The 25,160-nt window shown below is 73.5% G+C and carries 24 protein-coding genes; 17 read left to right on the forward strand and 7 right to left on the reverse strand.

The window, feature by feature from the left end; genetic code table 11:
• Positions 1 to 89 precede the first annotated feature (89 nt).
• The gene (locus ACZ6ZR_RS25250) at positions 90 to 1,115 is read right to left on the reverse strand and encodes a LacI family DNA-binding transcriptional regulator (RefSeq protein WP_465645885.1); all 1,026 of its coding nucleotides are present in this window, start codon (positions 1,113 to 1,115) and stop codon (positions 90 to 92) included.
• Positions 1,116 to 1,232: 117 nt separating this feature from the next.
• On the opposite strand from ACZ6ZR_RS25250, the gene ACZ6ZR_RS25255 reads away from it, so the two are divergent.
• From ACZ6ZR_RS25255 to ACZ6ZR_RS25275, 5 genes are all read left to right on the forward strand, one after another.
• Positions 1,233 to 2,507, forward strand: a complete 1,275-nt coding sequence (locus tag ACZ6ZR_RS25255) for an ABC transporter substrate-binding protein (RefSeq protein WP_465645887.1) — start codon at positions 1,233 to 1,235, stop codon at positions 2,505 to 2,507.
• A gap of 110 nt (positions 2,508 to 2,617) precedes the next feature.
• Positions 2,618 to 3,490, forward strand: coding sequence for a carbohydrate ABC transporter permease (locus tag ACZ6ZR_RS25260; protein WP_465645889.1), 873 nt, complete (start codon positions 2,618 to 2,620; stop codon positions 3,488 to 3,490).
• Positions 3,487 to 4,344 (forward strand): carbohydrate ABC transporter permease, encoded by an 858-nt coding sequence (locus tag ACZ6ZR_RS25265; RefSeq protein ID WP_465645891.1) that lies wholly within the window; start codon positions 3,487 to 3,489, stop codon positions 4,342 to 4,344. The genes ACZ6ZR_RS25260 and ACZ6ZR_RS25265 overlap by 4 nt, the downstream gene beginning before the upstream one ends.
• Entirely contained in the window at positions 4,341 to 5,600 is a 1,260-nt protein-coding gene (locus tag ACZ6ZR_RS25270) for a glycoside hydrolase 5 family protein (RefSeq protein WP_465645892.1), read from the forward strand. The genes ACZ6ZR_RS25265 and ACZ6ZR_RS25270 overlap by 4 nt, the downstream gene beginning before the upstream one ends.
• Positions 5,601 to 5,633: 33 nt before the next feature.
• Positions 5,634 to 8,651, forward strand: a complete 3,018-nt coding sequence (locus ACZ6ZR_RS25275; RefSeq protein WP_465645894.1) for an alpha-mannosidase — start codon at positions 5,634 to 5,636, stop codon at positions 8,649 to 8,651.
• A 96-nt stretch (positions 8,652 to 8,747) separates the two neighbouring features.
• On the opposite strand, the gene ACZ6ZR_RS25280 is transcribed toward ACZ6ZR_RS25275, so the two are convergent.
• Entirely contained in the window at positions 8,748 to 9,710 is a 963-nt protein-coding gene (locus ACZ6ZR_RS25280) for a LysR family transcriptional regulator (RefSeq protein WP_465645896.1), read from the reverse strand.
• Positions 9,711 to 9,838: 128 nt separating this feature from the next.
• On the opposite strand from ACZ6ZR_RS25280, the gene ACZ6ZR_RS25285 reads away from it, so the two are divergent.
• The 7 genes from ACZ6ZR_RS25285 (at position 9,839) to ACZ6ZR_RS25315 (ending at position 16,951) form a co-directional block, all read left to right on the forward strand.
• Entirely contained in the window at positions 9,839 to 11,185 is a 1,347-nt protein-coding gene (locus tag ACZ6ZR_RS25285; RefSeq protein WP_465645898.1) for an MFS transporter, read from the forward strand.
• Between the two features lie 149 nt (positions 11,186 to 11,334).
• Positions 11,335 to 12,777 (forward strand): SulP family inorganic anion transporter, encoded by a 1,443-nt coding sequence (locus ACZ6ZR_RS25290; protein WP_465645899.1) that lies wholly within the window; start codon positions 11,335 to 11,337, stop codon positions 12,775 to 12,777.
• A 10-nt stretch (positions 12,778 to 12,787) separates the two neighbouring features.
• Positions 12,788 to 13,651, forward strand: a complete 864-nt coding sequence (locus ACZ6ZR_RS25295; protein WP_465645901.1) for an MBL fold metallo-hydrolase — start codon at positions 12,788 to 12,790, stop codon at positions 13,649 to 13,651.
• A gap of 198 nt (positions 13,652 to 13,849) precedes the next feature.
• A complete protein-coding gene (locus tag ACZ6ZR_RS25300) occupies positions 13,850 to 14,854 on the forward strand; it encodes a helix-turn-helix domain-containing protein (RefSeq protein WP_465645903.1) in 1,005 nt (334 codons plus the stop codon).
• A gap of 138 nt (positions 14,855 to 14,992) precedes the next feature.
• Complete coding sequence (locus ACZ6ZR_RS25305; RefSeq protein ID WP_465645905.1) at positions 14,993 to 15,427, forward strand: hypothetical protein; 435 nt, start codon at positions 14,993 to 14,995, stop codon at positions 15,425 to 15,427.
• Positions 15,428 to 15,532: 105 nt separating this feature from the next.
• Positions 15,533 to 15,880, forward strand: a complete 348-nt coding sequence (locus ACZ6ZR_RS25310) for a hypothetical protein (protein ID WP_465645907.1) — start codon at positions 15,533 to 15,535, stop codon at positions 15,878 to 15,880.
• A 267-nt stretch (positions 15,881 to 16,147) separates the two neighbouring features.
• Entirely contained in the window at positions 16,148 to 16,951 is an 804-nt protein-coding gene (locus ACZ6ZR_RS25315) for an endonuclease I family protein (RefSeq protein WP_465645908.1), read from the forward strand.
• Between the two features lie 78 nt (positions 16,952 to 17,029).
• On the opposite strand, the gene ACZ6ZR_RS25320 is transcribed toward ACZ6ZR_RS25315, so the two are convergent.
• Together ACZ6ZR_RS25320 and ACZ6ZR_RS25325 are read right to left on the reverse strand one after the other, a co-directional pair.
• On the reverse strand, positions 17,030 to 18,199 hold the full coding sequence (locus tag ACZ6ZR_RS25320) for a hypothetical protein (protein ID WP_465645910.1): 1,170 nt from the start codon (positions 18,197 to 18,199) through the stop codon (positions 17,030 to 17,032).
• A 79-nt stretch (positions 18,200 to 18,278) separates the two neighbouring features.
• Complete coding sequence (locus ACZ6ZR_RS25325; protein WP_465645912.1) at positions 18,279 to 18,809, reverse strand: SigE family RNA polymerase sigma factor; 531 nt, start codon at positions 18,807 to 18,809, stop codon at positions 18,279 to 18,281.
• A 136-nt stretch (positions 18,810 to 18,945) separates the two neighbouring features.
• Here ACZ6ZR_RS25325 and ACZ6ZR_RS25330 point away from each other — a divergent pair, with 136 nt between their 5' ends.
• Positions 18,946 to 19,410 carry a BlaI/MecI/CopY family transcriptional regulator gene (locus ACZ6ZR_RS25330; protein ID WP_465645914.1) on the forward strand — a complete coding sequence of 155 codons (465 nt, stop codon included), beginning with the start codon at positions 18,946 to 18,948 and terminating at the stop codon, positions 19,408 to 19,410.
• Positions 19,411 to 19,488: 78 nt separating this feature from the next.
• Positions 19,489 to 19,959, forward strand: a complete 471-nt coding sequence (locus ACZ6ZR_RS25335; RefSeq protein WP_465645916.1) for a MarR family winged helix-turn-helix transcriptional regulator — start codon at positions 19,489 to 19,491, stop codon at positions 19,957 to 19,959.
• Here ACZ6ZR_RS25335 and ACZ6ZR_RS25340 read toward each other — a convergent pair.
• Both ACZ6ZR_RS25340 and ACZ6ZR_RS25345 read right to left on the reverse strand, forming a co-directional pair.
• Complete coding sequence (locus ACZ6ZR_RS25340; protein ID WP_465645918.1) at positions 19,936 to 20,706, reverse strand: phosphatase PAP2 family protein; 771 nt, start codon at positions 20,704 to 20,706, stop codon at positions 19,936 to 19,938. The genes ACZ6ZR_RS25335 and ACZ6ZR_RS25340 overlap by 24 nt on opposite strands.
• Positions 20,703 to 21,368, reverse strand: a complete 666-nt coding sequence (locus tag ACZ6ZR_RS25345) for a phosphatase PAP2 family protein (protein WP_465645920.1) — start codon at positions 21,366 to 21,368, stop codon at positions 20,703 to 20,705. The genes ACZ6ZR_RS25340 and ACZ6ZR_RS25345 overlap by 4 nt, the downstream gene beginning before the upstream one ends.
• Positions 21,369 to 21,509: 141 nt before the next feature.
• Between ACZ6ZR_RS25345 and ACZ6ZR_RS25350 the strand changes: the two genes are divergently transcribed.
• Positions 21,510 to 22,187: a response regulator transcription factor gene (locus ACZ6ZR_RS25350; protein ID WP_465645922.1), complete on the forward strand. Its 678-nt coding sequence runs from the start codon at positions 21,510 to 21,512 to the stop codon at positions 22,185 to 22,187.
• Positions 22,180 to 23,631 carry a sensor histidine kinase gene (locus tag ACZ6ZR_RS25355; RefSeq protein ID WP_465645924.1) on the forward strand — a complete coding sequence of 484 codons (1,452 nt, stop codon included), beginning with the start codon at positions 22,180 to 22,182 and terminating at the stop codon, positions 23,629 to 23,631. The genes ACZ6ZR_RS25350 and ACZ6ZR_RS25355 overlap by 8 nt, the downstream gene beginning before the upstream one ends.
• A gap of 77 nt (positions 23,632 to 23,708) precedes the next feature.
• Here the strand turns inward: ACZ6ZR_RS25355 and ACZ6ZR_RS25360 are convergent, their stop codons facing one another.
• On the reverse strand, positions 23,709 to 24,227 hold the full coding sequence (locus tag ACZ6ZR_RS25360; RefSeq protein WP_465645926.1) for an EF-hand domain-containing protein: 519 nt from the start codon (positions 24,225 to 24,227) through the stop codon (positions 23,709 to 23,711).
• Between the two features lie 131 nt (positions 24,228 to 24,358).
• Between ACZ6ZR_RS25360 and ACZ6ZR_RS25365 the strand changes: the two genes are divergently transcribed.
• Positions 24,359 to 25,045, forward strand: coding sequence for a TetR/AcrR family transcriptional regulator (locus ACZ6ZR_RS25365; RefSeq protein WP_465645928.1), 687 nt, complete (start codon positions 24,359 to 24,361; stop codon positions 25,043 to 25,045).
• Positions 25,046 to 25,160 lie beyond the last annotated feature (115 nt).

The raw sequence follows: 25,160 nt of genomic DNA on the forward strand, positions 1-25,160 counted from the left end.
GGGGGCGCCGAGAGGGTGGGCTGGTGCGGATGGCGCTGTGGCCCGGGCGTGGCAGAGCACGGCCGGGCTGGGCGGGAACCTAAATCGTTTTAGCTGTCCCTGTCAAGGGCACGTGCCGTGCTCTCCCGGACCACCAGCCGCGGCGTGGGCATCCGGAGCACCACCTGCTGCCCCGGTTCGTCCACGGCCGACAGCAGGGTGCGGGCCACCTGCTCGCCGAGCGCGAAGGTGTCCCGGGTGAGCGCGGTGAGCGCGGGGTGCACCACCCGGGTCAGCACCGAGTCGTCGAAGGAGACCACCGAGAGCTCGCCCGGTACGGGCACCCCCATCTCGGCCGCCACGCCGAGCCCGGCCAGCGCCATCACGTCGCTGTCGTAGACCAGCGCGGTCGGCCGGACGGGCTTGGCCAGCAGCGCCCTGGTGGCCGCCGCGCCCTCGGCGTCGCTGAAGTCGGTGGGCACCGAGACGGCCTCCAGGCCGAGCCGCTTCGCCGCGTCCCGGACGGCCCTGATCCGGCGCTGGGTGTGCTGGAAGGCCGGCAGGCCGGCCAGGTGGGCGATCCGCCGGTGCCCGAGGGCAGCCAGGTAGTCGACGATCGAGAGCATCGCCTCGCGGTCGTCGGCCCAGACGCTGGAGAGCGCGCCGTGACCGCCGGGGCCGCCCAACACCACGGTGGGCAGGGCGAGTTCCTCCAGCACGGCGATCCGCCGGTCCCTGGTCTGCAGGTCCACCACCACCAGGCCGTCCACCCGGTGCTCGGAGGCCCAGCGGCGGTAGACCTCGGTCTCGGCGGCGGTGTCCTCGACCACCATCAGCTCCAGTGCCACCGAGCGGGCGGAGAGCCCGGCCTGAAGGCCCGACAGCAGCTGGGCGAAGAACGGCTCCACCCCGATGGTCCGGGCCGGGCGCGCGATCACCAGGCCGACCGCCCCGGCCCGGGCCCCGCCGAGTGCCCGCGCGGCGCTGTGCGGACGCCAGTTCATCCGCTCCGCCACCCCGAGAATGCGCTGCCTGGTCGCCTCGCTCACCCCCGGCCGCCCGTTGAGCGCGAACGAGACCGCGCCCTTGGAGACCCCCGCCTCGCGGGCGATGTCGGCAATCGTCGGTCTGCCCATCGAACCTGACCTCTCTCTTGACACCGGAGTCTAGCCAGGAGCATGCTCCCGGACGTCACTAGACCGGTTTAGCACCCTCCTCTTCCCACCCCTCGGCAGGACGGACACCGGACCCTCATGAGACGAATCCGTGCGGCACTGGCCACTGCGGTGCTCGCCACCACGGCGCTGACCGGCTGCGGCCTGAGCGACGACAGCAAGAGTGCGGACACCGCCGTCGGCGGCGAGGTCAAGGGCAAGGTCTCGCTCCAGACCTGGGCGTTGAAGCCCAAGTTCACCGACTACGTGCAGCAGGTGATCGACGCCTTCCAGAAGCAGTACCCCGGCACCCAGGTCGAGTGGCTGGACCAGCCGGGTGACGGGTACTCGGACAAGGTGCTCAGCCAGGCGGCGGGCGGCACCCTGCCGGACGTGGTCAACCTCCCGCCCGACTTCGCCCTCCCGCTCGCCAAGCAGGGCCTGCTGCTGGACCTCGCCAAGTCCGACTCCAAACTGGCCGACGACTACGTGGCCGGCGGCATCGACGCCTACCGCTTCCCCGGCCAGGACGGCGCCTACGGCTACCCCTGGTACCTCAACACCGACGTCAACTACTGGAACTCCGAGCTGCTCGCCAAGTACGGGCTGGACCCGGCCAAGCTGCCCACCAACCTGGACGAACTCATCGCCCAGGCAAGGGTGTTCAAGCAGAAGGCGGGCGCCGACGCCTATCTGATGAGCCGCAAGCCCGGTCTCGGCGACCTGGCGGACGCGGGCGTGCCGATCCTGGCCGCCGACGGGAAGAGCTTCACCTTCAACACCCCGCAGGCCGCCGCGCTGCTGGACAAGTACCGGGCCGCCTTCAAGGAGGGCCTGCTGCCGCGCGACGTGCTGACCGACAAGTACGCGGGCAACTCCAAGCTCTTCACCGCCGGCACCGTCGCCTGGACCACCGGCGGCGGGAACCTGATCACCTCGCTGGCCGGCGACAACCCCACGCTCGCGCCCAAGGTGGTGCCGTCCGCCGCCTTCGGCACCCCGCCGCTCTACGTCCAGGGCGTCTCGGTCGCGAAGTCCGTCAAGAACGCCCCGGCCGCGATCGCGCTGGCCCGCTGGGTCACCAGCCCGGAGAACCAGGCCAAGTTCGCCCACCTGACCAGCGTCTTCCCCTCCACCAAGGCCTCCGCCGGAGACCCGTTCTTCGCCAAGAGCGACGGCAGCAACGCGAGCGACGCCAAGGTGATCGCCTTCTCCTCGCTCGCCAAGGCCAAGATGCTCCAGCCCGTCCAGGTGCAGGACGCGATGAGCGACGTCATCAACCAGCAGATCGCCCTCGCGATCAACGGGGACACCACCTCCCAGGCCGCCCTGGACACCGCCGTGGCCCGCTGCAACCAGCTGCTGAAGAACTGACGCGCCCTCGCAGACGCACCCCCAGGCCGGCGGAGCCGGGCCGCACCCCCAATGCACCCCCGGCTCCGCCACCCCCTCCTCCGGCCCAGGAAAGGACAGGAAAGGATCGGATGACCCACCGCCGCTGGTTCACCCCCTGGCTGCTGGCCGGCCCCGCCGTGATCTGGCTGGCGGTCTTCAACCTCTGGCCCACCCTCAACACGGTGGTGCTCTCCTTCACCAACGCCAAGCCGCTCGGCGGCGGGCACTTCACCGGCCTCGCCAACTACCAACGCGCATTCAGCGACGAGCAGTTGGCCGACGCGCTGGTGAACAGCATCGTCTACCTGCTGGTCTGCCTCCCCCTCCTCACCCTGCTCCCGCTGCTGCTCGCCCTGCTGGTGCAGCGCCGCCTCCCCGGCATCACCTTCTTCCGCACCGCCTTCTACACCCCGGTGATCGCCTCCGCCGTGGTGGTCGCGCTGATCTGGGGCTGGGTGCTGGACGACCGGGGCGTGGTCAACGGCCTGGCCCAGCAGCTCGGGGTGGTCACCGCCCCCGTGCCCTTCCTCACCGACCGCTGGCTGCTGCTGCTCAGCGCCGTCGCCCTGACGGTCTGGAAGGGCCTCGGGTACTACATGGTCATCTACCTCTCCGCCCTGGCCAACGTCGGCCGCGAGCTGCACGAGGCGGCCGCCGTGGACGGGGCCTCCACGCTGCGCCGGTTCTGGCACGTCACCCTGCCCGGCGTGCGGCCGACCATGCTGCTGGTCTCCGTGCTGATCTCGGTCTCCGCCCTGCGGGTCTTCTCCGAGCTCTACGTGCTCTCCAACGGCACCGGCGGCCCGGGCGGGCGCGACATGTCCGTGGTGATGCTCATCCAGATGTACAGCCGCGGCTTCACCGGCCACCTCGGCTACGCCTCCGCGCTCAGCCTGCTGCTCTTCGCCGTCACGCTGGCGCCGATGCTGCTGCTCGCCCGGCTCAACCGGAAGGCGGGATGACCACCGTGCGCACCCGACGCGGCTTCAACTCCCCTTCCCCGTCCGGCAACACCGTCCGCTACGCACTGCTGCTCCTGGTGCTCCTGCTGACCGTCGGCCCGTTCCTCTGGCAGCTCTCCACCTCGCTCAAGGGCCCGGCCGAGGACATCTACACCCGCACCCCGGACTTCCTCCCCCAGCACCCGACCCTGGCCAACTACCGGGCCGTCGCCGACACCATCCCGGTCTGGACCTACGCCGCCAACTCCCTGCTGGTGGCCGCCGTCGCGGTGTTCGGCAACGCGGTCGGCGCCACCCTGGCCGGCTTCGCGCTGGCCCGGCTGCGCTTCCGCGGCGCCCGGCTGCTGCTCGGCCTCTTCCTGGCCACCCTGGTCCTGCCGGGCGAGGTCACCATCGTCTCCCAGTACGTCACCGTGCGCGGCCTCGGCCTGGCCGACAGCCTGCTCGGGGTGGCCCTGCCGGGCGCGCTGGCGATGCTCAACGTGCTGCTGATGCGCACCGCCTTCGCCGCCGTGCCACCGGAGTTGGACGCGGCCGCGCTGGTGGACGGCGCCACCGTCCGGCAGCGGCTGTGGCACGTCGGGCTGCCGAACGTGCGCGGGATGCTCAGCGTGGTGGTGATCTTCACCTTCATCGGCGCCTGGGACGACTTCCTCTGGCCGCTGATCGTGCTCAACGACCCGCAGAAGTACACCCTCACCGTCGGGCTCCAGTACCTGAACGGGACCTTCAGCGCCAACCCCCGGCTGATCGCCGCCGGGACCATGATCGCTTTCCTCCCGATCGTCGTCGTCTTCGCCACCCTCCAGCGGTTCTTCTTCCGCGGGGTCGAGGAAGGAGCTGTGAAAGGTTGACCAGGTCAACTGCCGTCCCGCGCTTCGGCGTCAACTACACACCGAGCGAGGGCTGGTTCCACCACTGGCTGGACTACGACCCCGGCGCCGTCCGGGCCGACCTGGACTCGATCGCCGCGCTCGGGCTGGACCACCTGCGGGTCTTCCCGCTCTGGCCGCTCTTCCAGCCCAACCGCACCCTGATCCGCCCGCGCGCCGTCGAGCAGCTGGCCGACCTGGCCGACGCGGCGGCCGAACGCGGGCTGGACGTGGCGGTGGACGGCCTCCAGGGTCACCTGTCCAGCTTCGACTTCCTCCCCGCCTGGACCCAGACCTGGCACCGGCGGAACATCTTCACCGACCCGGAGGTGACGGCCGCCCAGGAGGAGTACCTGCGCACCCTGGCCACCGCGCTGGCCGACCGGCCGAACTTCCTCGGCATGACGGTGGGCAACGAGATCAACCAGTTCTCCTCCGGCCCGCACCCCGACCCCGATCTGATCACCCCTCAGCAGGCCGAGGACTGGCTGACCCGGATGCTGGCCGCCTGCGAGCGCGGCGCCCCGGGGAAGCTGCACGTGCACGCCGAGTACGACGCGGCGTACTACCAGGACGACCACCCGTTCACACCCGGCCAGTCCGCCCGGATCGGCGGCGCCACCGCCGTGCACTCCTGGGTCTTCAACGGCACCGCCCAGCTCCACGGCCCGGACGCGCCGGCCACCACCGGCCACGCCGCCTACCTGGTCGAGCTGGCCAAGGCCTGGGCGGACGACCCCGCCCGGCCGGTCTGGCTCCAGGAGGTCGGCGCCCCGGCCCCGCACGTCCCGCCGGAGCAGGCCGACCGCTTCACCGCCGCCACGGTGGCGGCCGTGCTGGACTGCCCGGACCTGTGGGGCGTCACCTGGTGGTGCTCCCACGACGTCAGCCGCTCGCTCGCCGACTTCCCCGAACTCGAGTACACACTGGGCCTGTTGACCAACGACCGACGCCCCAAGCCGGCCGGTCTCGCGCTGGCCGCGGCGGTGGCCGAGGCCCGGGCCGGCCGGCGTCCGCCGGCCCCGCGCACCACCGCCCTGGTACTGGACGTGGGCGGTGAGCGGGAGGCGCCCAAGCGCTCGGTCTGCGCCCCCGGCGGGCCGTACTTCGAGGCCTTCGCCCGGCTGGCCGCCGACGGCGCCCGCCCTGCCGCCGTCCTGCTCGAACACGCCGAGGACGAGGCCTACTTGGCCTCGCGCGGCATCACCGAGATCCTCACTGTCGACGACATCCGCTGACCCGGAACGCCAACCCCAGGGAGCCCTCACCCCATGCACGACGACCGCAGCCTTGTCGAAGCCCGGCTCAAGCGCGTCCTGGAGGAGCGCGTCCGCCCGGCGGTGTACCCCGAGAGCGTGCCACTGACCGCCGGGATCTGGACCGCCCCGGACGAACCGGTGCCGGTGGCCGAGGGGATCGCCGCACCCCGCACCCTGGTGGCCGCCGGTGACCGCTGGGGCGCCCCCTGGGGCACCAGCTGGCTGACCGTCAGCGGTACCGTCCCGGCGGCCTGGGCGGGCCGCACCGTCGAGGCGCTGATCGACCTGGGCTTCGACGCCAACATGCCGGGCTTCCAGTGCGAGGGCCTGGTCTACCGGCCGGACGGCACACCGGTGAAGGGCCTCAACCCGCGCAACCAGTGGGTCAGGATCGCCGACCCGGCGGTCGGCGGTGAGGAGGTGCTGCTGCACGTCGAGGCCGCCTCCAACCCGGTGATCCTGGACTACCACCCCTTCCTGCCCACCGAGTTGGGCGAGAAGGCGACGGCCGGCACCGAGCCGCAGTACCGGCTCGCCCGGCTGGACCTGGCCGTCTTCGACCGTGGTGTGCACGAGCTGGTGCTCGACCTGGAGGTGCTCGGCGAGCTGATGGCCGAGCTGCCGGTGGAGGGAGCCCGCCGCTGGGAGGTCCTGCGGGCGGTCGAGCGGGCGCTGGACGCGCTCGACCTCCAGGACGTCAACTCCACTGCCGCCGCTGCCCGTTCGGAGCTGGCCGGGGTACTCGCCGCGCCCGCCGAGCCCTCCGCCCACCTGATCAGCGCCGTCGGCCACGCGCACATCGACTCGGCCTGGCTCTGGCCGCTGCGCGAGACGGTGCGCAAGGTCGCCCGCACCACCGCCAACATGACCGCCCTGCTGGAGGACGAGCCCGAGTTCGTCTACACCATGTCCCAGGCCCAGCAGTACGCCTGGATCAAGGAGCACCGCCCCGAGGTCTACGCCCGGGTGAAGAAGGCGGTGGCCGAGGGCCGCTTCGTCCCGGCCGGGGGCATGTGGGTGGAGTCGGACACCAACATGCCCGGCTCGGAGGCGATGGCCCGTCAGTTCGTCCACGGCAAGCGGTTCTTCCTCGACGAGTTCGGCGTCGAGAACGAGGAGGCCTGGCTGCCGGACACCTTCGGCTTCGCAGCCGGCCTGCCGCAGATCATCAAGGCGGCCGGCTCCAAGTGGCTGCTCACCCAGAAGATCTCCTGGAGCCAGGTCAACAAGTTCCCGCACCACACCTTTCTGTGGGAGGGCCTGGACGGCACCCGGATCTTCACCCACTTCCCGCCCGTCGACACCTACAACTGCTCCATGCTCGGACGCGAAATCGCCCACGCCGCAAGGAACTTCAAGGACAAGGGCCGGGCCAGGCACTCCATCGCCCCGACCGGCTGGGGCGACGGCGGAGGCGGCAGCACCCGCGAGATGGTCGGCAAGGCGGCCCGGCTGCGCGACCTGGAGGGCTCGCCCAAGGTCCGCTGGGAGCGGCCCGCCGAGTTCTTCGCCAAGGCCGAGGCCGAGTACCCGGCCCCGCCGGTCTGGGTCGGCGAGCTCTACCTCGAACTGCACCGCGCCACCCTGACCAGCCAGGCCCGCACCAAGCAGGGCAACCGGCGCAGCGAGCACCTGCTGCACGAGGCCGAGCTGTGGGCCGCCACCGCCGCCGTCCGGGCCGGATTCCCTTACCCCTACGAGGAGTTGGACCGGATCTGGAAGACGGTGCTGCTGCACCAGTTCCACGACATCCTGCCCGGTTCCTCGATCGCCTGGGTGCACCGGGAGGCCGAGGCGACGTACTCGGCGGTGGCCGCCGAGCTGACCGGGATCATCGAGGGGGCGCTCGCCGCGCTGGCCGGTGAGGGCTCGGCGTCGCTGGTCTTCAACGCCGCGCCGCACGTCCGCTCGGGCGTGCCGGCCGGGGCCGGCGGCGTGGCCGCGGCGGCCTCGGGCTGCTCGGTGACGGAGCGGGAGGGCGGCGGCTTCCGGCTGGCCAACGGGCTGGTGACGGTGGAGGTGGACGGGCGCGGCCTGGTCGTCTCGGTGCTGGACGAGGCCACCGGCCGGGAGGCGGTGGCGCCCGGCGCGGCGGCCAATCTGCTCCAACTCCACCCGGACTTCCCGAACATGTGGGACGCCTGGGACGTGGACCAGTTCTACCGCAACACCGGCACCGACCTCACCATGGTGGACGCGCTGGAGGTCGGCGTTGACTCCCCCGCTGCCGTCTCCGTCTCTGTCCGCCGCTCGTTCGGCTCCTCCACGGTGGCGCAGACCCTCACCCTGACCGCCGGGGCCCGGCGGCTCGACCTGGACACCGAGGTGGACTGGCACGAGACGGAGAAGTTCCTCAAGGCCGCCTTCCCGCTCGACCTGCACACCGAGCGGTACGCCGCCGAGACCCAGTTCGGCCACCTGTACCGGCCCACCCACACCAACACCAGCTGGGAGGCCGCCAAGTTCGAGGCCTGCAACCACCGCTTCCTGCACCTCGGCGAACCGGACTGGGGCGTGGCCCTGGTCACCGCCTCCACCTACGGCCACGACGTCACCCGCACGGTCCGGCCGGAGGACCACGGCACCACGACCACCGTCCGGGTCTCCCTGCTGCGCGCCCCGCGCTTCCCCGACCCGCACACCGACCAGGGGCTGCACCACTTCCACCACGCACTGGCGCCGGGCGCGACGGTGGGCGACGCGGTCCGCGAGGGGTACCGGATCAACCTGCCGGAGCGGCGGGTGACGGGCGCGGCGGCCGAGGTGGCGCCGCTGGTGACGGTCGATCAGGAGTCGGTGGTCCTCAGCGCCGTGAAGCTGGCGGACGACGGCAGCGGCGACGTGGTGGTCCGTCTCTACGAGGCCCACGGCGCCCGCGCCACCGCCCGCCTGACGGCCGGCTTCCCGCTGGCGGGGGCCCGGACCTGCGACCTGCTGGAACGGCCGACCGGCGAGGCGGCCGCCGCCGGTGACGTGGTCGAACTGCGCCTGCGCCCCTTCGAGTTGGTGACCTTGCGCCTGAGCCGCTGACCCGCTCCGGCTCAGGCGGCAGGGCAGCGCCCCAGGGGCGCGAGGAACTGCGCGCGGGGGAACGGCAGCACGTGCAACTGGCTCGCCTGCCCCGGTCTAACACTGGTCCGCCGCCCGGACTCGCGCAGTTCCTCGCGCCCCTTGCCGCCCTTCGGGCGGCCCCGCGTAGGTCGCGGCGACGTCACGGACCTGAGTGCGGAGCCAGGCGTGGGTGCCGTCGAGTTCGTACCGCGGGTGCCAGGCCATCGCGATCGGGAGGTCGGGGAGGTCGAGCGGGATCGGGAAGGTACGCAGCCCCAGCCCCCCGACCGTCCGCTCGCAGAGGCGTTCGGGGACCATGCCGACCAGGTCGGTCTCGCGGAGCAGGAGCAGGGCGGCGGCGAAGGTGGGGACGGTGGCGGCGACCGTGCGGGACAGGCCGGCGTCGGCCAGGGCGTGGTCGAGGGGGCCGGTCAGGCGGCCGCGTCGGGAGACCGAGAGGTGGCGGGCGGCGGCAAGGCGACGCGCCGTGACCCGGCCGGTGGCCAGGGGGTGACCGTCACGGACCACGCCGACCAGGCGGTCCGTCAGCAGGGGCTCCACCCTGGTCTCCGGCGGGGCGTCGGCGATCACGCCGATCTCCAGTGCGACCTCGCCCCGCCGCAGCAGGTCACTGTCGTTCGAGGGCTCCGCCAGGAACCGCAGGGTGAGGCCGGGGGCCAGCCGCCCGACCGAGGCGAGCAGGCCGGCCCCCAGCGAGTGCACGATCTCGTCGTGGGCGAGCAGGGTGTGACTGCCCGTCAGGGTGACCGGGTCGGGTGCCCCGTCCGGGGCGAACAGGGACTGCGCCTCGGCCAGCACCCCGTGCACCCGCGCGCGCAGCGCCACCGCCCGGGGCGTGGGCACCATCGCGCGCCCGGAGCGGACCAGCACCGGATCGCCCAGGGCCCTGCGCAGCCGTCCGAGGGTGCGGCTCATGGCCGGCACCGAGAGGTGCAGCCGCTCGGCGGCGCCGGTCACGCTCTCCTCCTCCAGCAGCGCGTCCAGCGCCACCAGCAGGTTCAGGTCCAGCTCGGCCATCCCGTCCCACCTCTCCCGATTGCGTCCAACGCAACTCACCCTTGCCATCTTTGCACTTGAACGCAACTGTCCGGACTTCCTAGCCTGGGGCCATGCCACCCCGACTCGTCCAGGAACCAGGGCCATCCGTGCCCCCCGCCACCACCCACCGGCCGCGCCGCGTGCTCGCGCTGCTCTGCGCCTGCGTGGTGCTGACCATCGCGATGGTCGCCGCCATCAACCTGGCCGTGCCGCCGATCGCGGCCAGTCCGCTGCACCCCGACGCGACCCAGCTGCTCTGGATCGTCGACTCCTACGTCATCGTCTTCGCCGGCCTGCTGATACCGGCCGGGGTCGCAGGTGACCACTACGGACACAAGCGCACCATGCTCTCCGGCCTGGCCGTCTTCGCCCTCGGCGCGCTGCTCTGCGCGGCCTCCTCCTCGGTCGGGCCGCTGATCGCCGGCCGCGCCGTGATGGGAGCGGGAGCGGCCCTGATCCTGCCCGCCACCCTCTCGGTCATCGTGCACGTCTTCCCGCCCGCCGAGCGCCCGCAGGCCATCGCCACCTGGGCCTCGATGACCGGCCTGGCCGGGGTGCTGGGCAACGTCGGCGGCGGTGTGCTGCTCCAACTGCTGCCCTGGCAGTCGCTGTTCTGGGCCGCCGCGCCGATCGCCCTGCTGCTGCTCGCCCTGGTCGCGGTCGTCGTCCCGGTCACCCCGTTGCGCGGAACCCGGCAGGACCCGGTGGGCAGCGTGCTGCTGGTGCTCGGTTTCGTCGCCCTGCTGCACGGGGTGATCGAGGGCCCGGCGCAGGGCTGGGGCTCGCCCGCGGTGCTGCTCAGCCTGGCCGCCGCGGTGCTGCTGCTGGCCGGCTTCACCTGGTACGAACTCCGGTGCGCGCACCCGATGCTGGACCCGCGGCTGTTCCGCGTTCCGGCAATCCGGGCCGGTGCGCTGGGGATCGGCGCGGTCTTCTTCGGGATGTTCGCCCTCTTCTACGTGAACGCGCAGTACCTCCAGCAGGTGAAGGGCTTCTCGGTGCTGGCCACCGGCTTCGGCGTGCTGCCGCTGGCGGTCGGCATGCTGGTGGTCTCCCGGCGGGCCGCCGCGCTGGCCGCCCGCTTCGGCAAGCTGACGGTGGTCGTCAACGGCTTCGGCTTCCTGCTGGCCGGGCTGCTACTGCTCTCCACCGCCGGCCCGGCCACGCCCTACCCGCTCTATGCCGTCCACATGACCCTGATGGCCTGCGGCGCGGGCCTGGCGACCCCGCCGCTGTCGGCCGGGATCATGGCCGCGCTGCCGCCGCGGCAGGCCGGTCTGGGCTCCGGGATCAACAGCTCCACCCGGGAGTTGGGCAGCGCGCTCGGGGTGGCGGTGGTCGGCACCGCGATCTCCACCGGGCCGCTGAGCGAGGGCCTGGCCGGGGGCTACCGGGTGGTGGCCGCCGTGGTGCTGGTGCTCGGCCTGGCCTGCCTCTCCCAGCTGCGCCGCTGACCTGTCCCGGACGGACGGACGCCCGCGCACGCGCCCTTCACCGGGCCCGGCGCGGGTGCAGCCGTGCGCCCCCGAAGTACTCTGCTACCGGTCCGACCATGTTGTTTTACTCATTCTTGACGCACCGTCAAGAATCTGAGAGGGACTCGATGTTCCGTCGTCCCGTCCTCCTGCGGCAGGACCTCGCCGCCTCCCTGGTCGTCTTCCTGGTGGCCCTCCCCCTCTGCGTCGGCGTGGCCGTGGCCTCCGGCGTCCCCGCCGAACTCGGCCTGCTCACCGGCATCGTTGGCGGACTGCTGACCGGCCTGCTGCCCGGCAGCAGCCTCCAGGTCTCCGGCCCCGCCGCCGGCCTCACCGTCCTGGTGCTGGAAGCCGTCCGCACCTTCGGCCTGGCCGCCCTCGGCGTGCTCACGCTCGCCGCCGGAGTTCTCCAACTCACCATGGGAGCCCTGCGGTTGGGCCGCGCCTTCCGGGCCATCTCGGTGGCCGTGGTGCAGGGCATGCTGGCCGGGATCGGCCTGGTGCTGATCTCCGGGCAGCTCTACGCCCTCACCGACACCCGGGCCCCGGGCCACGGTCTGGCCAACCTGGCCGGCCTGCCCCGGCTGCTGGCCGCCTCCGCCGCCTCCCCGGGCGCCCTCACCGCCGCCGCGCTCGGCTGCGGCACCGTCTCCGTCCTGCTGCTCTGGCCGCACCTGCCGCCGCGCTTCCAGCTGGTGCCCGCCCCGCTGGCCGCCGTCGCGCTCGCCGCGCTGACCGCCTGGGCGCTCGGCCTGGACGTGGCCCGGGTCCGGGTCTCCGGCCTGCTGGACGCCGTCCACCCGCCCGGGGCGGCGGAGTTCGCCCTGCTCGGCCGGCTCGACGTGCTCGGCACGGTGCTGGCCTTCGCGCTGATCGCCTCCGCCGAAAGCCTGTTCAGCGCCGCCGCCGTCGACCGCCTGCACGACGGCCCGCGCACCCGCTACGACACCGAACTCCTCGCCCAGGGCGCCGGCAACACCGTCTGCGGCCTGCTCGGCGCCCTCCCGATGACCGCCGTCATCGTCCGCAGCGCCGCCAACGTCCAGGCCGGCGCCCGCACCAAGGCCTCCCGCGTCCTGCACGGCCTCTGGCTGCTGCTCTTCGCCGCCCTGCTCCCCGCCGCCCTCACGCTGATCCCACTGGCCGCCCTGGCCGGGGTCCTGGTACACGCCGGAGCCAAGCTGCTGCCGGTCAAGTCGCTGGTCCAGCTGTGGCGTTCGCACCGGGGCGAGGCCGTGGTGCTCGTCGTCACCGCGCTCGCGGTGCTGGCCACCAACCTCTTCGAGGGCGTCCTGCTCGGCCTGCTCCTCGCCGTCCTCAAGGCGGCCTGGGAGACCTCCCACCTCCACCTGTCCGTCACCGACCACAGCGACGGCAGCGTCACCCTGCGCCTCGCCGGGAACGCCACCTTCCTCCGCCTCCCCCGCCTGCTGGAGACCCTCGAACGCCTCCCCACCGACCGCCCCGTCCACCTCGACCTCACCGGCCTGCGCCACCTCGACCACGCCTGCCGCACCGCCCTGGCCCCCTGGACGGACAAGTCACTGGACGATCACCTGACCGCGCGTTAGCTTGCCCGACGTGGACACGATCATCTTCAACGACGGCACCCCGACCGCCCTGCCGCTGGACGTCCGGTGGATACACGGCTCGGAATCCTCCAAGCACAACACCGACCCGGACATCCAGGTGTACGCGTACGACGAGCACACCCTGATCCTCCGTCAGAACAAGGCGGTCCACTTCGAGGCCCCCTTCCTCTTCCTGCTCTTCGGGGCCGAGCGCGCCGTCCTGATCGACACCGGCGCCACCGCCTCCCCCGAGTACTTCCCGCTGCGCGCCACCGTGGACGGCCTGATCGACCGGTGGCTCGCCGCCCACCCCCGCGAGGGCTACCGGCTGCTCGTCCTGCACACCCACGGACACGGCGACCACAAGGCGGGCGACCCGCAGTTCGCCGACCGGCCGGACACCGAGCTCGTCCAGGCCGACCGCGACTCGGCCTTCGCCTTCCTCGGCCTCACCGAGGACCCCACCGCCACCGTCCCGCTAAACCTCGGCGGCGGCCGGGTGCTGAACTGCTTCGCCATCCCCGGCCACCACGCCGCCTCGGTCGCCTTCCACGACCCGCACACCGGCATCCTGCTCACCGGCGACACCGTCTACCCCGGCCGCCTCTACGTCGAGGACTGGGAGGCCTTCACCCACTCCGTCGACCGCCTGATCGCCTTCGCCGAGGCCAACCCCGTCACCCATGTGCTCGGCTGCCACATCGAGATGACCGCCACCCCGGGCGTCGAGCACCGCTACTTCGCCACCTACCAGCCCGACGAGCACGTGCTCGAACTCACCGTCGACCACCTCCACCAGATCCGCGCCGCGATCGAGGAGATCGGCGACAAGCCCGGGGAGTACCCCTACCCGGACTTCGCCATCCACCGCTGAGCCGGGACCGGACATCCTGCTTCCGGGACGCCGAGGGGCCGAGCCGTCCAAGAGGTCCGACCGGACTTCGTCAACTCGCCCACCGCGCCCCGGAGGCCGCCGGTCCGCCCGTCCCGCCGTGCCACCATGCCCAGACCAACGACCGGGGCGGCTCCCGGACCACCCGGGGCCGCCCGCACCGGCACAGGGGGTTCGGACATGGTGAGCAGCACGGCTATGGGCGCGGGCAAGGGCACAAGCGCGGCTACCGCCGGCGGCGCGGGCAAGGGGACCGCGGCGGGCGGCGGCGCCGGGACCAGCTGGGGCACCTCCGCGGACGGCGGCAGCTGGGAGCTGGCGGTCCGTCAGCCGGCCGCCGCCCTGCGCGGGCAGGTGCTGGAGTACCGCGGCTACCGGATGGACCTGCGCCACCCGCGCCGCCGGCTCGAAGTGCCCACCGCCGTGGTCACCATGGTGCTCGGCTTCGACGGCCCGATGCGGCTGACCGACGCCGTCGACCCCGCCAACACCGCCTCGTTCACCTCCCTCATCGGCGGCATGCGGCGCACCGGCACCATCGGCGAGCACGACGGACGGCTGCACGGCCTCGCCGTCTCGATGACCCCGCGCACCGCGTTCGGCGTCTTCGGCCCGGCTCTCGGCGACCTCACCAACCAGTGGGTCGACCCGGCCGAGGCCCTCGGCCACCACACCTTCCAGCAGCTGCTGGAGCAGCTCTTCGAGGCCCCCGGCTGGGACGCCCGGGCCCGGGTGATGGACACCTTCCTGCTCTCCCGGCTGGCCGGCAGCCGTCCCTCCACCTGCGCCGTCGACTGGGCTTGGCGCGAACTCCGGCGCACCAACGGCCAGTTGGCCGTCAAGGAGCTCGCGGACACCATCGGCTGGAGCCGCCGCCGTCTGGAGACCGCCTTCCGCGAACAGGTCGGCCTGCCGCCCAAGGGCTGCGCCCGGGTGCTCCGGCTCCAGCACGCCCTACGCGAGTACCGCGACTCCACCGACCGCGACGGCGCCCGGATCGCCACCCACTGCGGCTACTTCGACCAGGCCCACCTGGTCCGGGAGTTCCGCGCCACGCTCGGCTGTACGCCCTCCCAGTTCTTCGCGCACCGCCGCCACCAGCTCGGCGCCGAGCCCGCCGACCGCCTCACCGGCGAGGTCACCACCGCCCTGCTCCCCAACGGGGACCGTGCACCGGTCGGTTGACGTTCCGTCAGCCTGGTTTCACGAGCAAGGGTTCACGAGCAAGGGTTCGCATTTTTACAAGCACCGTCCGCGCATCCCGGGAGAGGGTTGGCCCCGGAACCGAGCGGCTCCGCCCACGCCCTTCGAGAACGGACTGTCATGCGCCTGCCGAACCTCGCCGCCGCCGAGCTGCTCGCCCTGACCGCGATCGGCGCCGGCGCCGGCACCGCCCACGCCAAGCCCAGCTGCCCGGACGCCTACGCCCGCCTCTACAGCGACCCCGGCCTCACCGGCGTCAAGCGGACCGAATTCAACAGCCGGCCGAACTGGACGAGCATCACCTACGACGGCACCGAGATCCCGCTCCACCGGGGCGGCGCGCCCACCAACGTCAGCAGCCTGGACAACTCGGACCGGGTCAAACCGATCGCGGTCTACTACAACTCCGGCTGGACCGGCCCCTGTTTCACCGTCGCCGTCCACGGCCAGGCCTCCGACTTCGCCCGGATCCTTCTGGCCGAGGGCCGGAGCGTCGACGACAGCACGAACTCGCACCGCTTCGGCGTCATCTGCGGCGCGGTCTACAACTTCTGACCGACCGTCACCACCGTCACCACCTGACGGCGGCACCCGGAGCGGGGCACGGGCAAGGTGCCCCGCCCCAGGTTCCGCCCGACCGTACCGGAGAAGGGCCCTTCCATGCACCGCCGCTCCGCGGTACTCCTCCTGTTCCTCCCCCTGCTGACCACCGCCTGCGCCCGGTCGACGCCCCCCGAGCCTCCCGACCCGTCCGCCGCGTCCGCCGCTCCCGCCGTGGCCGAGGTCCGTTCTGACGCCGACATCCGGCTGCCGTTCGACGCGAACCTGCTGACCCCCACCCAGCAGCGGACGGTGATCCTCGCCGAGCAGCGCCTCGCCCGGGGCTGCATGCCCCGCTTCGGCTTCGACTGGGACGCCCCCGCGCCCGCGTCCGTCCCGGACACCCCGGCCAACGCCCGCCGCTACGGCGTCCTGGACCAGGCCACCGCCGTCCTGGACCGACCCTGACCATCTGTCCCATCGGGGGCGGTCGTCGCCCCGGCCCACCGCGGCCGGGGCGACGACCGACGCACCACCGTCACCGGACGCCGGAGCTTGCACGGTGGGGCCGCGGCGGATGCGAGAACGTCATGGAAATGCCTCCTGCCGGTAACTCGGGTTTCCCCGGGGGCATGTCATGCTCTCGCCTGACATGACGTCAACACGCGTAGATCGCCGGGGCCGCAGGGCCGGCGCCGGGGCCGCGTGCAGTCTCCTCCGGGAAGGGACAGCACCATGTCCGTTGCACACAGAGGTAGTTGGAAGGCGATCGCGGCCGGTGTGACCGCGCTCCTGGTCGGCCTCACCCTGCCGGGCGTCACCGCCTCCCCCGCCAGTGCGACCACGACCGCGTACGACAGTACGTACTACAAGAACGCGGTCGGCAAGAGCGGCAGCAGCCTGAAGTCCGCGCTGCACGGCATCATCTCCACGGGCACCAGCAAGATCTCCTACGACGCGGTCTGGAACGCGCTCAAGGTGACCGACCAGGACCCGAACAACTCCGCCAACGTGGTGCTGCTCTACAGCGGCGTCTCGCGCAGCAAGTCCCTGAACGGCGGCGACGTCGGCGACTGGAACCGCGAGCACGTGTGGGCCCAGTCGCACGGGAACTTCGGGACCTCGGCCGGCCCCGGCACCGACCTGCACCACCTGCGGGCGGCCGACGTCCAGGTCAACAGCACCCGGGGCAACAAGGACTTCGACCAGGGCGGCAGCCCGGTCAGCGGCGCCCCCGGCAGCTACACCGACGGCGACTCCTTCGAGCCGCGCGACGCCGACAAGGGCGACGTGGCCCGGATGATCCTCTACATGGCCGTCCGCTACGAGGGTGACGACGCCTTCCCCGACCTGGAGGCCAACGACCTGATCAACGGCAGCGTCCGCTTCCACGGCCGGCTCTCGGTGCTCAAGCAGTGGAACCAGCAGGACCCGCCGAGCCCCTTCGAGGAGCGCCGCAACCAGGTCATCTTCGACAGCTACCAGAAGAACCGGAACCCCTTCATCGACCACCCGGAGTGGGTCAACCTGATCTGGTAACTGCCTTGGCAGGCAAGGTGGTTCGCGACCCCGGCAGCCTTCCCACCCCCGTGGGGCAGGCGGCCGGGGCCGCCGCTCTCAGCCCCGCCAGGCGGGGGATCCGGCCATCGCCACCAGCTGGTCGAGGCTCAGTACCTCGCGCCCGTCCAGCGCCGGCAGGTCCGGCCAGGCGCCCGGGAGCGACTGGTTGAGGCTGACCCGGGTACCGTCGGCGTGCAGGGCCTCGACGGACCAGGCCTTCGCCGGGGCGGTCTCGTCCGAGTTGTCGTTGACCCGCCGGGCGATCACCGCGGTGCCGTCGACGGTATGGGTCAACTGGCCCGGCAGGGCGCCGGATTCGAAGGCCTGGGCGGTGATCTGGTTGCGCAGGTGAACGGTCAGGCTGAGCTGCGTCTGCCGGCCGTTGCCGGTCAGCGTGATCAGCTGGTCGCCGTTGCCGAAGCGCCCCTCGGCGGCCTTGCCGGTCACCCCCTGGGGCAGCAGCGCGAGGCCGGTGGCGGCGATCCGGTCGGCCGGCATCCCCTGGAAGGCCGACTTGGGGTAGCCCGGAACGGCCAGCGCACTGAACACCGGGTCCCACTCGGGACTGGTGGCGAGCGCGGTCAGCTGGGCCACCGTCAGGGAGGCCTCCGGATCGTGCCCGGAGACGTCCAGCCGGACCCGGCGGCCCTCCCGGTCGGTGGTCTGGAGGACGATGCTCTTCCGGCCGCCCTCGACGCTCCGGTCCTCGGTGCGCTGCACCAGCACGATCGCCCCGTCGGCACCCTCGGTGCGGCTGCAGAGCGACGTCTGATCGCCCGCCGCGCACTCGGTGCCCGGGGTGTCGGCGTCCACCGGGAGCGGCATCCGCTCGGTGGTCAGCGAGAACTGCAGCGGCCCGTGGCCGACGTCCAGCATCAGCGCGACCATCGGACCGACCGAGCCGAACCCCCGCGTCCCGATCCCGGCCCCGTGGATCCCGGTCACCGCATCGGGCGGCAGCAGCGAACGCACCGTCCGCTCCATGAAGGCGGCCGAGATCGGCTGGTCGTCGGCCGGCCCCACCGTGTCGCCCCCCGGCAGCAGCGCCACGGTGGTCAGCGCGGCGGCGGCCACGGCCGCGCAGACGCCCAGCCGGAGCGAACGGCGACGGCGGCGCAGCACCCGGCCGCGCACGGCGGCACCGGTGGCCAGGGCGGCCGGCTCGGTCCGCGGGGCCAGGTCGGCGGCGCCCCGCAGCGCCAGGGTGAACTCGTCCTCGTACGACATCACTTGGCCCTCCTCGGGCGTGGTTCGGGCCGGGCGGCGGGCAGGTGGAAGAAGAGGCGGGAGGAGAGCTGAAGGGCCGTCACCTGACGGCCAGTTCCGTGAGGTCGGTGCCGAGCACCCCGCGCAGGCGCTCCAGCGCCCGGGCACTGCGGGTGCGCACCGCTCCGGAGCGGAGCCTGAGCACGGCCGCCGTCTCCTCCACGCTGCGGTCCTCCCAGAACCGCAGCACCAGCACCGCCCGGTCCTGCGGGGCGAGCCTGCCCAGGGCCTCCAGCAGGGTGATCCGCAGCGCCGGGTCCGCCTCGCTGGACGGGGTCTCGCGGATGGTGTCGGTGACGTGCTCGCCGCTGCTGCGCCGCCGCTTGTGCGTCAGGAAGGCGTTGACCAGCGTGGTCTGCGCGTAGGCGGCCGGGTTCTCCAGCCGGGCGACCTTGCGCCACTTCACGTACATCCGCCCGAGCGCCTCCTGGGCCAGGTCCTCGGCCAGGTGGGCGTCGCCGCCGGTGAGCAGGAACGCCGTCCTCACCAGGTGCGGCCCTCGCCCGGCGGCGAACTCCAGGAAGTCCAGGGGCCGGTCCTGGGCCGTCTCGTCTGTGGTCGTGTCCCTCATGCCACTCCAACGCGATGGGACCGCGATCGTGTCACACCCCCGTTCGAGGTTTTTCCGGTGACGGCCCCCACGAAGCGGGGCGGCGGAGGCACTTAGAGTTAGCCAAGGCAAACCTAAGCAGAGGGCGGGGAGCAGGATGGCGGACGGACACGAGGACGGGCGGCGCCCGCACGGCGAGCTGGCCGGGAAGGTGCTGACGGCGCTCTGGGCCGCCGAGCAGCCGCTGACCCCGCGTCAGGTCCGGTCGGCGGTCGGGCCCGAGCTGGCCCGGACGACGGTCGCGACGATCCTGGCCCGGCTCCACGACCAGGGGAAGGTGGTGCGCTCGCGCGCCGCCGTCCGGGGCTTCGCCTACGCGGCGGCGGACGACGCGGCCGGGCTGGCGGCGGGCCGGATGCGCCGCGAACTGGACCGCGAGGCGCAGCGGGGGCTGGTGCTCGAACGGTTCGTCTCCTCCCTCCCGGCGGAGGACGAGGACGTGCTGCGCCGCCTGCTGCTCGCGGACACGGCAGATCCGGCGCGGTCCGACCAGGCGGTCCGACCGGGCGGTCTCGTCGACGACATCGATGTAGACCGCGGTGGCGACCTGCCCGTAAGGTGAGGGTGGTTCACTTCACGGGCCGTCGCGCGCGGCCCCGACCGGGGGTGACGTTCTCCCCCCGCGGCGATGGGATGCAGTGTGTACGACAGGCGGAGCGGCGCCTCCAACCCCACCGAGCGGACCGTCCGCCTGCTCGCCCAGGCGGCCCGGGCCATGGACACCATGCTGACCGCACGCCTGGCCGGGCGCGGGCTGACCCCCCTGCACCAGGGCGTGTTGGAGGCCCTGACCGAGCTCGGCCCGCACGGCCTGCCCGACCTCGCCGACCACCTGGCCGCCGACGAGCCCGAGCTCTCCGCCGTGGTCGACGACCTGGCCGCCGAGGGGCTGGTGGAGGTCCTCGTGGTGCACGTCGGCGGACGCCGGCAGGTGGTCACCGTCACCGAGGCGGGCACGGCCGCCGCCGCGGCCGGCGGCGGCGACGAGCAGGACGTCCAGGACGTCCTGCTGGCCTCCCTCACCCGGGGCGAGCGGACCCAGCTCCACTACATGCTCCGGCAGGTCTGCGCCTCGGCGGCCCGGGGGTCAGCCCGCCAGGCGGCCTCCTGAGGCCTCCCGCCGCGCCCGGGGGTCCGGCGGCGGCCCCGGCAGCGGTTCCGGCAGCGGTCCCTGACGGCGGGTCACGGCGAGGACGGCGCTTCCCAGGGCCAGCCAGCCGGCTGCGAGGAGCCAGCCGCCGAGGACGTCCAGCGGCCAGTGCACCCCGAGGTACACCCGGCTGAGGCCGATCATCACGGCGAACAGCGCGGCCGCCGCGACCGCGGCCCGGGCCGCGCGCGGACGGGTGCGGGCCACCGCGAGGGCCAGCAGCCCCGCGCTGACCGTGGCCGTGAAGGCATGGCCGGACGGGAAGGCGTACCCGGAGGCGGTGAAGGCCCAGTCCGCGACCGGCGGCCGGGGGCGGGCGAAGGCGCGCATCAGCCCCTGGCGCAGCAGTTGACCCACCGCCAGCCAGAGCAGCGGGGCCACCAGCGCCGGCACCAGGGGCCTGGACCACAGCCAGCCGCTGCCCCGGACCCAGCCCCGGACCGTGACCAGCCCGGCGGCCAGCGCGAGCAGGTAGGGCACCGGCCCGGTGCCGAACCAGGTCACCGCGACGACCGTCGCCCGTAGGCCGGGCGGACGGTGGGCCGCCGACCACTCGACGGCGGCCAGCTCGGGGGCGAACGGCGCCCAGCCGTTCCGCGCCACCAGCACGGCGACCAGCGCGAACGCCGTCCACGCGCAGACCACCACCGGGAGCCACCGACCCGCCCCCGCGGCCCTCATCCGCTCCGCTGCCTTCACGGTCGTCACGCCGCCAGCCATCGGCGCAGCGTTCCCGCCCGGGCCCGCCGCACCAGCGGGCCGACCCGCCCGGCGAGGGCGGTCAGGCCGAGCCCGGCGGCGGTGCCGAGCACGGCGCCCAGCGCGACGTCGTGCGGGTAGTGGACGCCGACCAGCACCCGGGAGAGCCCCATCAGCACGGCCAGCACCAGCGCCACCCCTCCGATCCGGCGGTCGACCCACCACAGGGCGGCCGCCCCCGCGAAGACGATCACGGTGTGGTTGCTCGGCAGCGACCAGTCGCCGGCGGCCGGGCAGGTCTCCAGGGTCGGGCCCGCGTCGAGCACCTGACAGGGGCGGGGTTCGACGAGGACCGACTTCAGGAGGGTGTCGGCGGCGAACACCACCGTGACCACCAGCGGCACCGCGAGCGCCCGCGCCATCGTGGCGTCCGCCCCGGACCGGGCCCGCCACCAGCCCCAGAGCATCAGGACGGCCAGCAGCACCAGCCCGTAGGCGGAGAAGGCGGCGACCGCGTGCTGGAGCGGCAGCGGCAACTGCTGGGCCCAGTGGTCGGCCCGCAGGTACAGCCCGCCGTCCAGGCCCCGGCCGTCCACCGCGAGGGCAACCGCTCCGTGGCCGTCCACCGCGAGGGCGGCGCCGGGGTGCGGCACTCCCACCGGCTCGTTCATGAGGACCACCCCGGGTTCCCTGACCGGTCCGGGTTCCGTACCCGGACGACAGGACCAGCATGGCCGCCCGGTGCTGAAGATCCGCTGAAGACCCGGACGACACCTCGGTTCCTCACCCCCGCGACCTGGCAGGCTGGGGGCATGCGGGTACTGGTGGTGGAGGACGAGCAGCGGCTGGCGCTGGCGATCAGGCACGGGCTGACCGCCGAGGGCTTCACCGTGGACGTGGTGCATGACGGGCTGTCAGGCCTGGCCCGGGCCACCGAGCACCCGTACGACGTGATCCTGCTGGACATCATGCTGCCCGGCCTCAACGGCTACCGGGTCTGCTCCCGGCTGCGGGCGGCCGGCTGCGACGCCGGGATCCTGATGCTGACCGCCAAGGACGGCGAGTGGGACGAGGCCGAGGCCCTCGACACCGGGGCGGACGACTACCTCTCCAAGCCGTTCTCCTTCGTCGTGCTGGTCGCCCGGCTCAACGCGCTGGCCCGCCGGATCGGCAGCCGGGCGCCCCGGCGCAGCGTGCTCGGCGACCTGGTGATCGACTCCGCCGCCCGCACCTGCGAGCGGGGCGGGACGCCGATCGCCCTGACGCCCCGTGAGTTCGCCCTGCTGGACCACCTGGCCCGGCGGGCCGGTGAGGCGGTCTCCAAGCGGCAGATCCTGGAGGAGGTCTGGGACACCGGGCCGGACGGCGACCCCAACACGGTCGAGGTCCACATCAGCTCCCTGCGCCGCAAGATCGACGCCCCGTTCGGCCGCGCGGCCGTACAGACCGTCCGGGGCGCGGGCTACCGGCTGGCGGCGGACGGTGGCTGAGCCCCGGCCGGCCGGCCTGCTCCGCCACCCACGGGTGGCCGCGCTGCTCCGGCACCCCCGGCTGGCCGCCGTACTCCGCCATCCCCGCGTGGCCGGGCCGCTGCGCCGCCTGGAGCCGCGCTCGGTCCGTACCCGCACCACCGCCGCGGCCTGCCTCGCCGTCGCCCTCGTCCTGCTCGCGGCCTGCGGCGGTGTGCTGCTCCTGCTGCACGTCAACCTCGAACGCGGCATCGAGAACGCCGTCCGCGAACAGGCCCAGGTGGTCGCCCGCCAGGCCGAGGCCGGGCAGCTGACCTCACCGCTGCCGCTGGACCACGGCACCGACTTCATCCAGGTGGTCGCCGCCGACGGCTCGGTCCTGGCGGCCAGTCAGAACCTGCTGGGCCGCCCCGCCCTGGCCCCCGACGAGGACGGCCGGTACGACCTCGGCGCGCCGGGCGACGAGGACCACCAGCGGGTCAGCACCCTGACCGCCGACACCCCGTCAGGTCCGGTCACCCTCCACGTCGGCGCCTCGCTGCGGACCGCCGACACCGCCGAGGACCTCACCACCGCCGCGCTGGCCGCCCTCAGCGCCCTCCTGCTGGCCACCGTCGCCGTGCTCACCTGGCGCACCACCGGCCGCGCGCTGCGCCCGGTCGAGGCGATCCGCGCCGAGGTGGCCGCGATCGGCGAGCGCGACCTCACCCACCGGGTGCCCGATCCGCGCAGCGACGACGAGATCGCCCGCCTGGCCCGCACCATGAACGCCATGCTGGACCGCCTGGAGTCCGCCGGGGAGCGCCAGCGCCGCTTCATCGCCGACGCCTCGCACGAGCTGCGCAGCCCGCTCGCCGTGCTGCGCACCCAGTTGGAGGTCGCCCACACCCACCCCGACCCGGCCGTCCGGGCGGAGATGGTCGAGGGCGCGCTCCAGGACACCGACCGCCTCCAGGCCCTGGCCGGCGACCTACTCCTGCTGGCCCGCCTCGACGGCGCCGGCGGCCCCCGTCCGGACCAGTCGTTCGACCTCGCCCGGCTGGTCCGCGCCACCGTCCGGGGCCGGGGGCGCGAGTCCCGTCCCGTCCACGTCGACGCCCCGGAGCAACTGCCCGTCCGGGGGAACCCGCAGTGGCTCGGCCGGCTGCTCACCAACCTCCTGGACAACGCCCAGCGCCACGCCGCCCACCGGGTGACCGTCCGCCTCCACGCCGACCCGTCCGGCGGCGCCGTCCTCCTGGACGTCGCCAACGACGGCCCGCCGGTCGCCCCCGAGGACCGCGAGCGGATCTTCGAACGGTTCACCCGCCTCGACGACGCCCGCAGCCGTGACGACGGCGGCAGCGGCCTGGGCCTGGCCATCGCCCGCGAGATCGCCGCCCGGCACGGGGGGACGCTGGCGGTCGTGGGCGACGCTTCCGCGGGCGGGCCGGGCACCTGCTTCCGGCTCGTCCTGCCCCACTGAGCCGGACGGGGCGTCCGACGGGGTCACCCGGTTCCGACCGGGTCCGACGGGGTCCGACGGAGCGTCAGGAGGGCGCGTCAGCCGAGGAGATGGTCGGTGACCTGCCGGCCGTCGCCGGTGTAGTAGCCCGCGATGCTCTCCAGCCAGCGCTCCCCGGACACCCGTCCGGTGCCGGCGGGGTCGAGCTCGGCGAAGGTGGCCTCGGCGCGGGCCGCCGCGAAGCCGGTGGCCACCATGCAGGCCACGTACCGCTCCCGCTCCACCCAGCCGTCGCCGTCCCGGTCGGCCGCGTGTACCAGCGCCTCGGCGTACGGGCGGACGTAGCGGTCGAAGGCCGCCCGGTCGTGCACCACGGCCGTGTACTCCTCGAGGTCCACGACCCCGTCGCCGTTGCTGTCGGCGTGCTCGTACAGCCCCTGCCAGTACGTCAGGTACGCCGCCCGCACCCGCCGGGCCTCGGCCGTCCCGGGCTCGATCCCGCTGGCCGCGATCACCCGGTCGGCCAGCAGCTCGAAGTCGCCCCGCTCCAGCACCCCGCTGTCGTTCGCGTCCAACAGACCGAAGCGGAATCGGGCACGGTCCTGCGAAGCACCCACGGTCGCACTCCCTCACACGGACGGACAGGCTCGCACGGAGGCTACCTGGCCACCGCCCCCTCAGCCACACCGACTCACCCTCCCGAACGGCGGCCGCGACCTGCCGCGAACGCGTTCGTTACGATCGGCGGATGAGAGAGCCGAGGAGCCGCCGGGAGCGCCCCGCCAAGCCCGCCCTGTCGCGGCGGTGGATCGTGGAGACCGCCGTACGGATCATGCGCGCCGAGGGGCTGGAGAAGGTGACCATGCGCCGGCTGGCGCAGGAGCTGGACACCGGCCCGGCCTCGCTCTACGTCTACGTGGCCAATACCGCCGAGCTGCACGCGGCCGTGCTGGACGACCTGCTCGGCACGGTCGACCTGACGGCCCCCGGGGCCGAAGAGGGCGACTGGCACGGGCAGCTGACGGAGGTTCTGCTCGCGTACGCCCTGGCCCTGTTCGAACATCCGCAGCTGGCCCGCTCCGCGCTGGTGGCCCGGCCGAGCGGGGAGAACTACCTCCGCCTGGTCGAGCGCGTGCTCGCCCTGCTGGCACGCAGCGGCGCGCCCACCGCACAGGTGGCCTGGGGCGCCGACATCCTGCTCCAGCAGGCCACCGCCGCGGCCGCCGAACACTCCACCCGGGCGGGTGACCCGGCCGGGCAGCGGGACTGGGACGCGCTGACCCACGCCCTGGAGACCGCCGACCCGGCCACCCACCCGGCGATCCGGGCCCACATGCCCGCCCTGCTCGGCGGTGCCGGGGCCCGGCTGGCCTGGTCCGTCCGCGCCCTGATCAACGGCGTCACCAGCACCCCGGTCCCGCCCCCGCACGGCTGAGCCACCGCTCCCCTCGGGCGGGCGGTGCTTCGCCGTGCGCGCTGACGAACTTGTTCGCCACGAACATGTTCGTTACCGTGGAGGAGTCAGCCCGCATCCCACCGAGGAGGCCACC

The organism is Kitasatospora sp. NPDC088742, assembly GCF_055584905.1.

Excerpts from the sequence above, each read along its gene's own strand:
- ACZ6ZR_RS25250 (WP_465645885.1), bottom strand. The coding sequence starts at position 1,115 with ATGGGCAGACCGACGATTGCCGACATCGCCCGCGAGGCGGGGGTCTCC.
- ACZ6ZR_RS25255 (WP_465645887.1), top strand. The coding sequence starts at position 1,233 with ATGAGACGAATCCGTGCGGCACTGGCCACTGCGGTGCTCGCCACCACG.
- ACZ6ZR_RS25260 (WP_465645889.1), top strand. The coding sequence starts at position 2,618 with ATGACCCACCGCCGCTGGTTCACCCCCTGGCTGCTGGCCGGCCCCGCC.
- ACZ6ZR_RS25265 (WP_465645891.1), top strand. The coding sequence starts at position 3,487 with ATGACCACCGTGCGCACCCGACGCGGCTTCAACTCCCCTTCCCCGTCC.
- ACZ6ZR_RS25275 (WP_465645894.1), top strand. The coding sequence starts at position 5,634 with ATGCACGACGACCGCAGCCTTGTCGAAGCCCGGCTCAAGCGCGTCCTG.
- ACZ6ZR_RS25280 (WP_465645896.1), bottom strand. The coding sequence starts at position 9,710 with ATGGCCGAGCTGGACCTGAACCTGCTGGTGGCGCTGGACGCGCTGCTG.
- ACZ6ZR_RS25290 (WP_465645899.1), top strand. The coding sequence starts at position 11,335 with ATGTTCCGTCGTCCCGTCCTCCTGCGGCAGGACCTCGCCGCCTCCCTG.
- ACZ6ZR_RS25300 (WP_465645903.1), top strand. The coding sequence starts at position 13,850 with ATGGTGAGCAGCACGGCTATGGGCGCGGGCAAGGGCACAAGCGCGGCT.
- ACZ6ZR_RS25305 (WP_465645905.1), top strand. The coding sequence starts at position 14,993 with ATGCGCCTGCCGAACCTCGCCGCCGCCGAGCTGCTCGCCCTGACCGCG.
- ACZ6ZR_RS25310 (WP_465645907.1), top strand. The coding sequence starts at position 15,533 with ATGCACCGCCGCTCCGCGGTACTCCTCCTGTTCCTCCCCCTGCTGACC.
- ACZ6ZR_RS25315 (WP_465645908.1), top strand. The coding sequence starts at position 16,148 with ATGTCCGTTGCACACAGAGGTAGTTGGAAGGCGATCGCGGCCGGTGTG.
- ACZ6ZR_RS25320 (WP_465645910.1), bottom strand. The coding sequence starts at position 18,199 with ATGTCGTACGAGGACGAGTTCACCCTGGCGCTGCGGGGCGCCGCCGAC.
- ACZ6ZR_RS25325 (WP_465645912.1), bottom strand. The coding sequence starts at position 18,809 with ATGAGGGACACGACCACAGACGAGACGGCCCAGGACCGGCCCCTGGAC.
- ACZ6ZR_RS25330 (WP_465645914.1), top strand. The coding sequence starts at position 18,946 with ATGGCGGACGGACACGAGGACGGGCGGCGCCCGCACGGCGAGCTGGCC.
- ACZ6ZR_RS25345 (WP_465645920.1), bottom strand. The coding sequence starts at position 21,368 with ATGAACGAGCCGGTGGGAGTGCCGCACCCCGGCGCCGCCCTCGCGGTG.
- ACZ6ZR_RS25350 (WP_465645922.1), top strand. The coding sequence starts at position 21,510 with ATGCGGGTACTGGTGGTGGAGGACGAGCAGCGGCTGGCGCTGGCGATC.
- ACZ6ZR_RS25365 (WP_465645928.1), top strand. The coding sequence starts at position 24,359 with ATGAGAGAGCCGAGGAGCCGCCGGGAGCGCCCCGCCAAGCCCGCCCTG.